This window comes from Pseudomonas sp. B21_DOA (assembly GCA_030544685.1).
Lineage (GTDB): Bacteria > Pseudomonadota > Gammaproteobacteria > Pseudomonadales > Pseudomonadaceae > Aquipseudomonas > Aquipseudomonas fluorescens_AO.
Genome location: CP086683.1, coordinates 5069537 through 5083129 on the forward strand (window position 1 = coordinate 5069537; position 13593 = coordinate 5083129).

Annotated in this window: 8 protein-coding genes and 4 pseudogenes; 6 read left to right on the forward strand and 6 right to left on the reverse strand. The window is 60.8% G+C overall.

Going from position 1 to position 13593, the window contains the following annotated elements:
- Positions 1–100 precede the first annotated feature (100 nt).
- Positions 101–2422: a response regulator gene (locus LJU32_23380; protein ID WKV88359.1), complete on the forward strand. Its 2322-nt coding sequence runs from the start codon at positions 101–103 to the stop codon at positions 2420–2422.
- On the opposite strand, the gene LJU32_23385 is transcribed toward LJU32_23380, so the two are convergent.
- The 3 genes from LJU32_23385 to msrB form a co-directional block, all read right to left on the reverse strand.
- The gene (locus LJU32_23385; GenBank protein ID WKV88360.1) at positions 2406–2864 is read right to left on the reverse strand and encodes a MarR family transcriptional regulator; all 459 of its coding nucleotides are present in this window, start codon (positions 2862–2864) and stop codon (positions 2406–2408) included. The two genes, LJU32_23380 and LJU32_23385, sit on opposite strands and share 17 nt — an antisense overlap.
- On the reverse strand, positions 2861–3346 hold the full coding sequence (locus tag LJU32_23390; protein WKV88361.1) for a glutathione peroxidase: 486 nt from the start codon (positions 3344–3346) through the stop codon (positions 2861–2863). Before LJU32_23390 ends, LJU32_23385 begins: the two co-directional genes overlap by 4 nt.
- A 105-nt stretch (positions 3347–3451) precedes the next feature.
- Positions 3452–3847 (reverse strand): peptide-methionine (R)-S-oxide reductase MsrB, encoded by a 396-nt coding sequence (msrB, locus tag LJU32_23395; GenBank protein ID WKV88362.1) that lies wholly within the window; start codon positions 3845–3847, stop codon positions 3452–3454.
- Positions 3848–4071: 224 nt separating this feature from the next.
- Between msrB and LJU32_23400 the strand changes: the two genes are divergently transcribed.
- Both LJU32_23400 and htpX read left to right on the forward strand, forming a co-directional pair.
- Positions 4072–5283, forward strand: coding sequence for a pyridoxal phosphate-dependent aminotransferase (locus LJU32_23400; GenBank protein ID WKV88363.1), 1212 nt, complete (start codon positions 4072–4074; stop codon positions 5281–5283).
- A gap of 303 nt (positions 5284–5586) precedes the next feature.
- Positions 5587–6474: a protease HtpX gene (gene htpX, locus LJU32_23405; GenBank protein ID WKV88364.1), complete on the forward strand. Its 888-nt coding sequence runs from the start codon at positions 5587–5589 to the stop codon at positions 6472–6474.
- A 169-nt stretch (positions 6475–6643) separates the two neighbouring features.
- Here htpX and LJU32_23410 read toward each other — a convergent pair.
- Positions 6644–7299: pseudogene (locus LJU32_23410) on the reverse strand (thiopurine S-methyltransferase).
- Positions 7300–7403: 104 nt separating this feature from the next.
- Between LJU32_23410 and LJU32_23415 the strand changes: the two are divergent.
- Positions 7404–8169: pseudogene (locus tag LJU32_23415) on the forward strand (dioxygenase).
- A 102-nt stretch (positions 8170–8271) separates the two neighbouring features.
- Here the strand turns inward: LJU32_23415 and LJU32_23420 are convergent.
- Positions 8272–9945 (reverse strand): DEAD/DEAH box helicase, encoded by a 1674-nt coding sequence (locus LJU32_23420; protein ID WKV88365.1) that lies wholly within the window; start codon positions 9943–9945, stop codon positions 8272–8274.
- A gap of 420 nt (positions 9946–10365) precedes the next feature.
- Between LJU32_23420 and LJU32_23425 the strand changes: the two are divergent.
- Positions 10366–11156: pseudogene (locus LJU32_23425) on the forward strand (crotonase/enoyl-CoA hydratase family protein).
- 131 nt (positions 11157–11287) lie between these two features.
- Here LJU32_23425 and LJU32_23430 read toward each other — a convergent pair.
- Positions 11288–12042: pseudogene (locus tag LJU32_23430) on the reverse strand (spermidine synthase).
- A gap of 151 nt (positions 12043–12193) precedes the next feature.
- Between LJU32_23430 and LJU32_23435 the strand changes: the two are divergent.
- The gene (locus LJU32_23435) at positions 12194–13540 is read left to right on the forward strand and encodes a 3-deoxy-7-phosphoheptulonate synthase class II (protein ID WKV88366.1); all 1347 of its coding nucleotides are present in this window, start codon (positions 12194–12196) and stop codon (positions 13538–13540) included.
- Positions 13541–13593: the final 53 nt, after the last annotated feature.

Here is a 13593-nt window from a genome sequence, read left to right on the forward strand (position 1 = left end):
CCGAGCAAGCCTTGTTACAAGGCGATTCGGGAACCTCGGTATCCATACATGATCGACTATGCTTGAGCAGCGAAGGGAAACGGAAGTGGTTCAACACCCCATGGATATCAAATTCACCCACCGGCTGTCTTACAAGCAAGCCAGGCTTACCGTGCTGGTCGGGTTCATTCTGGGCACCCTGCTCAGTCTGCTGCAGATCGGCATCGATTATGCCAGCGAAGACGCGTCCATCAACCGTGAAATCCTCGCGCTGCTGGAAATCAGCCACAATCCGGCCTCGCGCATCGCCTATAACATCGACGCCGAACTGGCGCAGGAACTCACCCTGGGCCTGCTGCGCTCGCCCGCGATCATCGCCGCGCAACTGATCGACAACAACGATACCGTGCTGGCCAACGTCAAACGCCCGGAGCTGCAGAGCAACTACCGGCTGATCAGCGACTTCCTGTTCGGCGCCAAGCGTCATTTCGAAGACCGCCTGTACCTTGACCACTTGCCCAACGAATCCCTCGGCGTGCTCAAACTGGAAGTCGACACTTACGCCTTTGGCAGTCGCTTCCTGCGCCGCGCCGAAGTCACCCTGCTCAACGGTTTCGCCCGCAGCCTGCTGCTGACCGGGATCCTCCTGGCGCTGTTCTACGTGATGCTGACCAAGCCGCTGGTGCGGGTCATCCGTGAACTCAGCGGCCGTGATCCACGCAGCGCCGAGCCGACCACGCTCGAGTGCCCCGCCGGCCACGGCAACGATGAAATCGGCGTACTGGTCAAAGTTGCCAACCAGCAATTCGAGAACATCGCCACCGAAATCCAGCAACGGCGCACAGCGGAAAACCGCCTGACCGAATACCTCGCGCAACTGGAAGACATCGTCTCGGCGCGCACCGCCGAGCTCAAGGCCATCAATACCCGCCTCAGCCAATCCAACGAAGAACTCGAAGCGGCGCGCCGCACTGCGTTGGACATGGCCGAAGCACGTTCGGCGTTTCTGGCCAACATGAGCCATGAAATCCGCACGCCACTCAACGGGTTGCTGGGGATGATCGCGCTGTCGCTGGACGGCCCGCTGAACGCCGAGCAGCAGCAACAACTGTCGATTGCCCACGATTCGGGCAAGGTGCTGGTGGAGCTGCTCAACGATATTCTCGATCTGTCGAAATTCGACGCCGGGCAACTGGAGCTGGAAAACATCCCGTTCGATCTCGGTTCGTTGATCGAAGATACCGCCAACCTACTTTCGCAGAATGCCGCACCGAGCGTCGAATTGACCTGCCTGATCGAGCCGAACTTTCCGGCGCTGGTGCTGGGCGACCCGACGCGAGTGCGGCAGATTGTCAGCAACCTGTTGTCGAATGCGCTGAAATTCACCCGCTTCGGTCGGGTCGATGTGCGTTTGTCAGCTCACAAGGATGGCGTGCGCATCGAAGTCTGCGACACCGGCATCGGCATCGCCCAGGAAGCCCAGGTGAAAATCTTCCAGCCGTTTACTCAGGCCGGTGCTGGTATCACCCGGCAATACGGCGGCACCGGGTTGGGTCTGGCGCTGACGTACAACCTCTGCGAAGCGATGCAGGGTCGTCTGACCATCAGTTCCGAAAGCGGCTTCGGCAGCCAGTTCTGTGCCGAGCTGCCACTGCCCTCTCACACCCGCGCGTTGGTACCGGAGCCGTTACGCGGCAAGGTTCTGGCGATCACCGCTGCCAGCAGCGGTCTGGCGGAGTTGCTGAAAAGCTTGTTGCCGGTTTGGGGGCTGGAGTACATGCAACGCACCATCGACGATTCGCGGCTGGGCCTCAATCCCGACGTGGTGATCACCGATTGCCCGGAATGCCTGTTCGGTTTGCGCCCGAGCATCACTGCGCCGATCTTGCTGGTGACGGCTTACGGCAGTTTTCTGCCCAGCGAAGAAGCCGCCGCCCTCGCCCCGCTGCAACAGCAAGCCCGGCCGCTGGCGCGTAATGCGCTGCACCAGCATCTGCGGCGGATTCTGCAACCGGATGTCGGCACCCTCAGTGAATCGCAAGCGGACGCCTCGCCGTCCGCGCGTCGCGGCAAGGTGCTGCTGGTCGAGGACAACCCCGTCAACCAGTTGGTCGCCAAAGGCATGCTCGGCAAGCTTGGCTGCGACGTGGTGGTGGCCGGCCATGGTGCCGAGGCGCTGGATCAGCTGGAATTCACCGATTTCGATCTGGTGCTGATGGATTGCAACATGCCGGTGATGGATGGCTATGAAGCCAGTCGGCAGATTCGCCAGAGCGGGCGCTGGCCGAATCTGCCGATTGTCGCGCTGACTGCCAATGCCATGTCCGAAGAGCGCGAACGTTGCCGCGCGGCCGGCATGAGCGACTATCTGGCGAAACCGTTTCGCCGCGAAGAACTCGCGGCGTTGCTCGATCAATGGATGCCGACTACGACAGCGCTTTGATCTGCCCGAGCAAGTGATCAAGGCCGGCGCGCAAGTCGTTGAGCCGGTCGAGATCAACGCCGCTGTCGCACAGCAGCCGCGCTTTCAGCGGCCCGACCTGCTCACGCAACGCCCGTCCGGCAGACGTCAGGCTCAAATGAACCTCGCGTTCATCACGTGCCGAACGTCGGCGCTGGACCAGATCAATCTGCTCCAGACGCTTGAGCAACGGCGTCAACGTGCCCGAGTCCAGCGCCAGACGCTCGCCCAAGGCCTTGACCGTCGGTTGCTCCGGCGCAGCATCCTGCCATTCCCACAGCACCAGCATCGCCAGGTACTGCGGGTACGTCAGGCCCAACTGATCGAGCATCGGCTTGTAGGCGCGAATCACCGCCCGTGAGGCCGCGTACAGCTTGAAGCACAACTGGCTGTCGAGCTTCAGCGAGTCACCCGGCTGGTTCATTTGAGCAGAGCTTCGATCTCGCCGCTCAAGTCCTGCGGCTTGGTCGTCGGCGCGAAACGCTTGACCATCTGGCCGTCCTTGCCGATCAGGAACTTGGTGAAGTTCCACTTGATGCCTTGCGAACCGAGCACGCCGGGAGCGCGTTTCTTCAACTGCACGAACAGCGGATGAGCATCGGCGCCGTTGACGTCTATCTTTTTGAACAGCGGGAAGCTGACGCCGAAATTCAATTCGCAGAACTCGCTGATGGCGCCCTCGTTGCCCGGTTCCTGCTTGCCGAACTGGTTGCAAGGAAAGCCCAGCACCACCAGCCCTTGGTCCTTGTAGGTCTGCCAGAGCTCTTCGAGGCCCTTGTATTGCGGAGTGAAGCCACACTTGCTCGCCGTGTTGACCACCAACACGGCTTTGCCGGCGTAGTCAGCCAAGGTTTTTTGCTCACCTTTGATGGTGATGCAAGGGATATTCAGCAGGTTGTCGCTCATGGGTCGGCTCCGCAATTATCAGGAAGGCGCAAACATAACGAGCAATTGAATTGTGTGCAATTCAATTAACCGAAACAAAGGCGACACAACCTGTCGCCTTGTTCGTTACTCGCGGGGCTTGAGATCCAGGCACACCGAGTTGATGCAATAACGCAGGCCGGTCGGCGGCGGGCCATCCGGGAACACATGACCCAAGTGCGCATCACAGCGCGCGCACTTCACTTCAGTGCGGATCATGCCGTGGCTGGTGTCACGAATTTCGGTCATCGCGCTTTCGCCAATCGGCGCATAGAAGCTCGGCCAGCCGCAGCCAGAGTCGAATTTGGTCTTGGAATCGAACAGCGGCTCGTTGCAGCAGACGCAGTGGTAGACACCGTCGGTCTTGGTGTCGTTGTATTTGCCCGAGAACGGGCGCTCGGTGGCACTCAGGCGGCAGACGTTGTACTGCTCGGGGTCGAGCATGGCCTTCCACTCTTCCAGGGTTTTCTGCAACTTTTCCATCATCACACCTCAGCGGCTGAAAAAGCCCGATCTGTACCTTTTCCACGGATCGGGCGGCACGTATGATTGCGCCTCGTCACGCGCCAGTCTGGCAGCCAGACCGGGCGCATTCAAACGGATTCTGAGCACAAAAGCGCCAGACCTCCGCCTGTGCGAAGACGCAGCAATCCCAGTACGGTTGTCCATTTGCCGCCTGGATCGTTCATTTTCGGGATCACATCGCCATGCAGTTCAGCAAATCGAACAAGCTCGCCAACGTCTGCTACGACATTCGCGGCCCGGTGCTCAAGCACGCCAAACGACTGGAAGAGGAAGGCCAGCGCATCCTCAAGCTGAACATCGGCAACCCGGCGCCGTTTGGTTTCGAAGCGCCGGACGAAATCCTTCAGGACGTGATCCGCAACCTCCCCACCGCGCAAGGCTACAGCGATTCCAAAGGCCTGTTCAGCGCGCGCAAGGCGGTGATGCAGTACTACCAGCAAAAGCAGGTTGAAGGCGTCGGCATCGAAGACATCTACCTGGGCAACGGTGTGTCCGAGCTGATCGTGATGTCGCTGCAGGCGCTGCTCAACAACGGCGACGAAGTGCTGGTGCCAGCCCCGGACTATCCGCTATGGACCGCCGCCGTCAGCCTCGCCGGCGGTAACGCTGTGCATTATCTGTGCGACGAAGGCGCCGACTGGTTCCCGGATCTGGCTGACATCAAGGCCAAGATCACCCCGAACACCAAGGCCATGGTGATCATCAACCCGAACAACCCGACCGGTGCGGTGTACTCGAAGGAAGTGCTGCTGGGCATGCTGGAAATCGCCCGTGCGCACAACCTGGTGGTGTTCTCCGATGAGATCTACGACAAGATTCTGTATGACGATGCCGTGCACGTCTGCACCGCGTCGCTGGCACCTGACCTGCTCTGCCTGACCTTCAACGGCTTGTCGAAATCCTACCGTGTGGCCGGTTTCCGCTCCGGCTGGATCGCCATCTCCGGGCCGAAACACAACGCGCAGAGCTACATCGAAGGCATCGACATGCTGGCCAACATGCGTCTGTGCGCCAACGTGCCGAGCCAGCACGCGATCCAGACCGCGCTGGGCGGTTATCAGAGCATCAACGACCTGGTGCTGCCGCAAGGTCGCCTGCTGGAACAGCGCAACCGCACCTGGGAATTGCTCAACGACATTCCCGGGGTCAGCTGCGTCAAGCCAATGGGCGCGCTGTACGCCTTCCCGAAGATCGACCCGAAGGTCTGCCCGATCCACAACGACGAAAAGTTCGTCCTCGACCTGCTGCTTTCCGAGAAGCTGCTGGTGGTGCAGGGCACGGCATTCAACTGGCCGTGGCCGGATCACTTCCGTGTGGTCACCCTGCCCCGCGTCGATGACCTGGAAATGGCCATCGGCCGTATCGGTAACTTCCTCAAGTCCTACCGCCAGTAATAGGCCATTAGTGCGCAACGGATTGCCCGTTGCGCGCTGTCTGATTCAGCAACACATCTTTGTCCCGCACCTTTGCAGCCCTTCTACACTTGCGATGCGAGCCGTAAAGGCCTGTCCGACCTAATGCGCGCGGGGCGAAAGGGTGTGTCAGCTGTATCGGAATCGAGGGTGGGAATTTTCTTTCCCCTCAGGAAACTGCTGTAGGACACAGTTTGAAATAGTCACTCGGTTGAATAGCCCGGTGCCGCACCTTATATACCCCGCAGTACGCTACATCTTTAGCTTGAGGAGAGTTCTACAACCATGATGCGCATCCTGCTGTTTTTGGCCACTAACCTGGCGGTCGTGCTGATAGCCAGCATCACCCTGAGCCTGTTCGGCTTCAACGGGTTCATGGCGGCCAACGGGGTCGACCTCGACCTCAGTCAGCTGCTGGTTTTCTGTGCGGTCTTTGGTTTCGCCGGCTCGTTGTTCTCGCTGTTCATCTCCAAGTGGATGGCCAAGATGAGCACCGGCACGCAAATCATCAGCCAGCCACGCACCCGTCATGAGCAATGGCTGCTGCAAACGGTCGAGCAACTGTCGCGCGAAGCCGGGATCAAGATGCCTGAGGTCGGGATTTTCCCGGCCTACGAAGCGAATGCCTTCGCTACCGGCTGGAACAAGAACGACGCGCTGGTCGCGGTCAGCCAAGGCCTGCTCGAGCGTTTCTCGCCCGATGAGGTGAAAGCCGTACTGGCTCACGAAATCGGTCACGTAGCCAACGGTGACATGGTGACGCTGGCGCTGATCCAGGGCGTGGTGAACACCTTTGTGATGTTCTTCGCGCGGATCATCGGCAACTTCGTCGACAAGGTCATCTTCAAGAACGAAGAAGGCCAGGGCATCGCCTATTACGTGGCGACCATCTTCGCCGAACTGGTGCTGGGCATCCTCGCCAGCGCAATCGTCATGTGGTTCTCGCGCAAGCGCGAATTCCGCGCCGACGAAGCCGGCGCCCGCCTGGCCGGTACCAGCGCGATGATCGGCGCACTGCAACGTCTGCGTGCCGAACAGGGCCTGCCGGTGCACATGCCCGACACCCTGAACGCCTTCGGCATCAACGGTGGCATCAAGCAGGGCTTCGCCCGCATGTTCATGAGCCACCCGCCGCTGGAAGAGCGTATTGACGCACTGCGTCGTCGCGGTTGATTTGATCGAAGTGAAAAGAAGGCCCGCAGTGATGCGGGCTTTTTTGCATCTTCAGATCATGCGTTGTCAGCAAAGTCCCATTCGCTAGCAGGCTCGCTCCCACCTTTGGAATGCGTTCCCCTGTGGGAGCGAGCCTGCTCGCGAAGACGCCGGAGCTGCTAACAGAAAACTATCTGGAAGAAACCCGATAGACCCGCTCCACCAACCACTCAACCCCGCCCTGCAGAAACTTCGGGCTCTCAGCCAGAATATCCCGCTCTTGCAGGTTCTCCACCTGCCAACCCTGGCCCAGCAAGCGCTGCACCTCATCATCATTCACCGCAAACGGCGGCCCCGGAATCTGCGTCTGATCGTAATCCAGGGTAATCACCAGCCCTTTCACCCTCGGCGCCAGCAACTGCTGCAGATGCGCCGCGTAGCGCTCGCGCATCGCTTCCGGCAAGGCAATCAGCGCGGCACGGTCATACAATGCCGTGCAATCGGCGACATCTTCCGTCGTCAGCGCAAAAAATCTCCGCACCACAGCTCGACGGCATCACTGCGATACACCTTGAATGCGCCCTGCTCGCTGATCTGCGGTTCAATCTTGTGCTCAACGAAAAAATCCTCGACGGCCCTTTCCGACAGCTCCACTCCAAGCACCTGATGTCCCTGCCCGGCGAGCCAGAGCAGATCCAGACTTTTCCCGCACAGCGGCACCAGCACGCGCGCTGACGGTGCAATCGCCAGCTCCGGCCAATAGCGCTGCAAATACGGGTTTGCCTCAAACTGGTGAAAGCCGATCTGGTTCGAATCCCATTTCTTGTACCAAAATTCTGGCTGCATGGATCACTCCCGAAAAACCGATGAAAAACCGCAGAAACTTATATTAGATTCAGATCGATGATCTGGCTGAAGATGGCTCATCTTAATCGTTCAGGAGCCCGTCCATGTTGCCCAGCCTGTTTATCTCCCACGGCTCGCCGATGCTGGCGCTGGAACCTGGTGCCAGCGGCCCGGCACTGGCGCGACTGGCCACCGAACTGCCGCGCCCCAAAGCCATCGTCATCATCTCGGCGCACTGGGAAAGCCAAGAACTGCTGGTCAGCAGCCATCCGCACCCGGACACCTGGCACGACTTCGGCGGTTTCCCCGAGCGCTGTTTGAAGTGCAGTACCCGGCCCCGGGTAATTCGCAACTGGCCGCAGAGGTGGCTGAGCTGCTGAACGCCAATGACCTGCCAGCGCGGCTCGATCCGCAGCGACCGTTCGATCATGGTGTTTGGGTGCCGCTGTCATTGATGTATCCGCAGGCCGACATTCCGGTAGTGCAAGTCTCGCTGCCGAGTCGTGGCGGGCCGGCGTTGCAGACGCGGGTTGGCCGTGCGCTGGCGAGCCTGCGCGAAAAAGACATCTTGTTGATCGGCTCCGGCAGCATCACCCATAACCTGCGGGAGCTGGACTGGCATGCCGGGCCGGAAAGCATTGAACCGTGGGCGCGGGATTTTCGTGACTGGATGATCGACAAGCTGGCGGCCGACGATGAAACGGCACTGCATGATTATCGCCAGCAGGCGCCGAATGCCGTGCGCAGCCATCCGAGTGATGAGCATCTGTTGCCGTTGTATTTTGCGCGGGTGCCGGTGGGAGGTTTAGCGTGGCGCATCAGGGATTCACGATGGGCGCGCTGGGCATGGATATTTATCGCTTCGGTTGAAGCATTCGCGAGCAGGCTCGCTCCCACAGGAGCCAAAAAAGGCAAAAAAATCCCCGAACCAGTCGGGGATTTTTTATGTGCGATCAATCAGCCCGGGGCGGATCAATCTTCGCGGTAGCGACGCAGCTTGAGCTGCTTACCGGCCACGCGAGTGTCCTTCAGTTTGGTCAGGAGCTTTTCCAGACCTTCTTCCGGCAGCTCGACGAGGCTGAAGCTGTCACGCACCTGGATGCGACCGATCGCTTCACGGGCCAGACCGCCTTCGTTGAGGATGGCGCCCAGCAGGTTTTTCGCAGCGATACCGTCACGCGCACCCAGCGCGGTACGGCAACGAGCACGGCCTTCGCCCAACGGCATTGGCGCGCGACGCTCGCGGTCACCACGATCAGGGCGATCACCGGAACGTTCAGGACGGTCGCCACGCGGTGCGTTGTTCGGCACCAGTGGACGTTCCTTCTCGATCGCCGCCAGGTTCAGTGCTTGACCGTTGGTAGCCTTGCGCAGCAGCGCAGCGGCCAGTGCACGTGGGGTGCAACCGATGTCAGCGGTCAGGCGATCAAGCAGCTCGCCGTGGGTCGATTCGGCATCACCCACCAGCGGCGACAGGCTGTTGGTCAGTTTCTTGATGCGCGCATCGAGAACAGCCTGAGCGTCCGGCAGACGTACTTCGGCAACCTTCTGCCCGGTTACACGCTCGATCACTTGCAGCATGCGGCGCTCACGCGGAGTCACCAGCAGCAGCGCACGACCTTCGCGACCGGCACGGCCGGTACGGCCGATACGGTGCACGTAGGACTCTGGGTCGTACGGCATGTCAACGTTGAATACGTGAGTGATACGCGGAACGTCGAGACCACGGGCAGCAACGTCGGTGGCGACAACGATGTCCAGACGGCCATCTTTGAGCGAGTCGATCACGCGCTCACGCTGGTTCTGGGCGATGTCACCGTTCAACGCGGCGGCTTTGTAGCCTTTGGCGTCGAGGGCGCTGGCCAGGTCCAGGGTCGCTTGCTTGGTGCGCACGAACATGATCAGGGCGTCGAAGTCTTCGACTTCCAGCAGGCTGAGTACGGCCGAGGTTTTCTGGTCAGCGTGAACCAACAGGTGAGCCTGTTCGATCGCGGTAACGGTCTGGGTCTTGGTCTGGATCTTCACGTGTTGCGGATCGCGCAGGTGGCGTTCGGCAATGGCGCGGATCGACTGCGGCAGGGTCGCCGAGAACAAAACGGTCTGGCGGGTCGCTGGCAGAGCCTTGAAGATGACTTCCAGGTCATCCATGAAGCCCAGCTTCAACATTTCGTCGGCTTCGTCGAGAACCAGATGGTTCACGGTCGACAGGACTTTCTCGTCGCGACGCAGGTGGTCGCACAGACGACCCGGAGTGGCGACAACGATCTGTGCGCCATTACGGATTGCCTTGAGTTGCGGGCCCATCGGCGCGCCGCCGTAAACGGCCACGACGGTGACGCCTGGCATTTGCTTGGCGTAGGTTTCAAAAGCGGTTGCTACTTGCAGCGCCAACTCTCGGGTTGGCGCCAGGATCAGGGCTTGCGGTTCGCGCTTGGCAGGATCGATGCGGTGCAGAATAGGCAGTGCGAACGCGGCGGTTTTACCGGTACCGGTTTGCGCCTGGCCAATCATGTCCTGGCCGGCCATGATGATCGGGATCGATTGCTGCTGAATCGCCGAAGGCTCTTCGTAGCCGGTCGCTGCGACGGCTGCAAGAATATTCGGGTTGAGATTAAAAGCGGCGAATCCGCCGGTTTCCTGGGTCATGGGTCTGCCTCTAAGTGCATCCGCAAAGACCCATGCTCCAAAGCTGCGCATGCCGTGTTGAGACTCAAGAGTCGCCCTGGCAGCTTTGTCGGCGGGGATTTGCGAAAACGAATGAATGAAGATGAATCGTCAAGGAAGAGCCCGCAGTGCGGACGTGCAGCCGAAGCTGACTTCGGGAAATTGCGCTACCTAAACGCGGCCCGGTTAAAGGCCGGCGCGCACTATACCGGATTTTGCCCAAAAAGGGAGCTTTTTTTATCGCCACAATCCGTGTGTCACCGCCGTGTAACGGGCTTTTGCGGATAATCGTGCAACGGTCTATTTTGCAAAGGCCCGGCCCTGTGGGCGATGCCGCTAAAACGATTCACCGACCTGCGGCAAAGCGCCGCGCCTTCGCCCTTCCCGCTTGAGGATTTAGCCATGAATCAGCCCTGCGCCGGCCGCGTCAGCCGAGAACGTCGTGGCCACGTGCACCTGATCGGCCTTGATCGGGCGGCCAAGCGCAACGCTTTCGATATCGACCTGCTCAATGATCTGAGCCTGGCCTACGGCGAATTCGAAGCTGACCGCGAAGCGCGAGTGGCGGTGGTGTTTGGCCACGGCGAACACTTCACCGCCGGGCTCGATCTGGTCAACGCCAGTGCAGCACTGGCCGAAGGCTGGCAGGTTCCAAGCGGCGGGTGCGATCCCTGGGGTGTTTTCGTCGGCCCACGGGTGAGCAAACCGGTCATCGTCGCCGCGCAGGGTTACTGCCTGACCATCGGCATCGAGCTGATGCTGGCGGCAGACATCAACCTGTGCGCGAGCAATACCCGCTTCGCGCAGATGGAAGTGCAGCGTGGGATCTTTGCTTTCGGTGGTGCGACTTTACGTTTCCAGCAGATCGCCGGCTGGGGCAATGCGATGCGCTGGTTGCTCACTGGCGATGAGTTCGATGCCCACGATGCGTTGCATCTGGGCTTGGTCCAGGAAGTGATGGCCAGCGAAGACTTGCTGCCCCGAGCGATCGAACTGGCCGAACGGATTGCCCGGCAGGCGCCGCTGGGCGTGCAGGCGACGTTGATGTCAGCGAGACAGGCGCGTTATGAGGGTGAGACAGCGGCGGCGCAGGCGTTACCGGCGCTGGTGAAGAAGTTGCTCGCCACTGAGGATGCCCGGGAGGGGTGCGGTCGTTGGTGGAACGGCGGCCTGGGGTTTTCAAAGGGATCTGAAAGATGTTGTGACTATCAGGACGCCTTCGCGGGCAAGCCCGCTCCCACAATGACCGAGTCGTCCACACGTTTTACGTACGGCGCGAATCCTGTGGGAGCTGGCTTGCCAGCGAAGGGGCGGTACTGCCGGCTCAGGTCGCCGGGCGAATCGCGTTGATCAACGATTGCAACGAATACCCCAACCGCGGCGCCAGCGCTTCGGCCCGTTGGGTCAGCGCCTGCATGTCCAGTGCCTGATCGAGATCGGCCGGGACAATCAGAATCACGTTGCCCTCCTTCACCGGCAATTCCCAGTAGTGCCGGTGATAGAGGCCACGCAACAACGCCGCGCCCAGCGGTTTGCCGTCGTCGGTGGCCCACTGGTTGATCACCAGCCAGCCGCCCGGATTCAAGCGCTTCTGACAGTCGCCAAGAAAACTCCACGCCAGATGCCCGACACCGGGGCCGACATCGGTATAGAGGTCGACGAAAATCAGATCCGCCGGCTCGGCAGTCGGCAGCAATTCCAGCGCATCGCCGACGCGGATGTACAAACGCGGATCATCGTCCAGGCCGAGATATTCGATGGCCAGACGCGGCACGTCCGGGCGCAGTTCGATGGCTTCGACGTCTTCCAGCGGCAGAAACTTCAGGCAAGCCTGGGTCAGCGTGCCCGCCCCAAACCGAGAAACAGTGCGCTCTCCGGCTGCTCGTGGCACAGCGCGCCGATCAGCATGGCGCGGGTATAGTCGTACTCCAGCCAGCTCGGATCGGCGGTGAACACGCAGCTCTGCTCGATCGCATCGCCGAACTCGAGAAAGCGGTAATCGGCCACTTCCAGCACGCGAATCACGCCGAACTCATCCTGTACTTCGGCGAGCAGATGCTCGACGCGCTCCTCAGTCATTTCGTCTCCTGATGGTCACCGGGCGCGGTGACGCGATGGCACCGCTGTGGCGCCGTGGCAAAGCGGCGATTGTCGGCGATGGGGCGGGAGCAGGTCACGCACTAATTGCTGCTAACATGGCGCTCCCCTGCGTACGAACTTCGAGACCGTGATGAGCCAACCGTGGAGCCCTGACAGCTGGCGCGCCCTGCCGATCCAGCAACAACCGCAATACCCCGACGCCGCGCACCTGCGCCAGGTCGAGCAGACCCTGGCCAGCTATCCGCCGCTGGTGTTCGCCGGCGAAGCGCGCGAATTGCGCCGCCAGTTTGCCGAAGTCACCCAGGGCCGCGCGTTCCTGTTGCAGGGCGGCGATTGCGCGGAAAGCTTCGCCGAATTCTCCGCCGCGAAGATCCGCGACACCTTTAAAGTGTTGCTGCAAATGGCAATCGTCATGACCTTCGCCGCTGGCTGCCCGGTGGTCAAGGTCGGGCGCATGGCCGGCCAGTTCGCCAAGCCGCGTTCGGCCAACGACGAAACCATCGGCGGCGTGACCCTGCCGGCCTACCGTGGCGACATCGTCAACGGCATCGGCTTCGACGAAAAGAGCCGCGTGCCGGATCCGGAACGTCTGCTGCAGTCCTACCATCAGTCCACGGCGACCCTGAACCTGTTGCGCGCTTTCGCTCAGGGCGGTTTTGCCGACCTGCATCAGGTGCACAAGTGGAACCTGGATTTCATCGCCAACTCGGCGCTGGCCGAGAAGTACAGCCACCTCGCCGACCGCATTGATGAAACCCTCGCGTTCATGCGCGCCTGCGGCATGGACAGCTCGCCGCAACTGCGCGAAACCAGCTTCTTCACCGCCCACGAAGCGTTGCTGCTGAACTACGAAGAAGCCTTCGTGCGCCGCGACAGCCTGACCAACGATTACTACGACTGCTCGGCGCACATGCTGTGGATCGGCGACCGCACCCGCCAGCTCGACGGCGCGCACGTCGAATTTCTGCGCGGGGTGAACAACCCGATCGGCGTCAAGGTCGGCCCGAGCATGAATCCCGATGATCTGATTCGCCTGATCGACGTGCTCAACCCGGACAACGATCCGGGCCGCTTGAACCTGATCGCGCGGATGGGCGCGAACAAGGTCGGCGATCATCTGCCGGCACTGATCCGCGCGGTCCAGCGCGAAGGCAAGCAGGTGCTGTGGAGCTCCGACCCGATGCACGGCAACACCATCAAGGCCAGCAGCGGCTACAAGACCCGTGACTTCGCGCAGATTCTTGGCGAGGTGAAGCAGTTCTTCCAGGTGCACGAAGCGGAAGGCAGTTATGCCGGCGGCATTCACATCGAGATGACCGGGCAGAACGTCACCGAGTGCATCGGCGGCGCCCGACCGATTACCGAGGATGGCTTGTCCGACCGTTATCACACCCACTGCGATCCGCGGATGAATGCTGATCAGTCGCTGGAATTGGCGTTTTTGATTGCCGAAACCCTGAAGCAAGTCCGGCGCTAGACCGAGTCGCCATCTTCGCGAGCAAGCTCGCTCACACACAGGACCTGTGGCCT

What these genes read in the sequence shown, in the direction of transcription:
- msrB (WKV88362.1), bottom strand. Translation starts at nt 3,847, where the DNA reads ATGGAAAAGTTGCAGAAAACCCTGGAAGAGTGGAAGGCCATGCTCGAC.
- LJU32_23400 (WKV88363.1), top strand. Translation starts at nt 4,072, where the DNA reads ATGCAGTTCAGCAAATCGAACAAGCTCGCCAACGTCTGCTACGACATT.
- LJU32_23435 (WKV88366.1), top strand. Translation starts at nt 12,194, where the DNA reads ATGAGCCAACCGTGGAGCCCTGACAGCTGGCGCGCCCTGCCGATCCAG.
- LJU32_23420 (WKV88365.1), bottom strand. Translation starts at nt 9,945, where the DNA reads ATGACCCAGGAAACCGGCGGATTCGCCGCTTTTAATCTCAACCCGAAT.
- LJU32_23385 (WKV88360.1), bottom strand. Translation starts at nt 2,864, where the DNA reads ATGAACCAGCCGGGTGACTCGCTGAAGCTCGACAGCCAGTTGTGCTTC.
- htpX (WKV88364.1), top strand. Translation starts at nt 5,587, where the DNA reads ATGATGCGCATCCTGCTGTTTTTGGCCACTAACCTGGCGGTCGTGCTG.
- LJU32_23390 (WKV88361.1), bottom strand. Translation starts at nt 3,346, where the DNA reads ATGAGCGACAACCTGCTGAATATCCCTTGCATCACCATCAAAGGTGAG.
- LJU32_23380 (WKV88359.1), top strand. Translation starts at nt 101, where the DNA reads ATGGATATCAAATTCACCCACCGGCTGTCTTACAAGCAAGCCAGGCTT.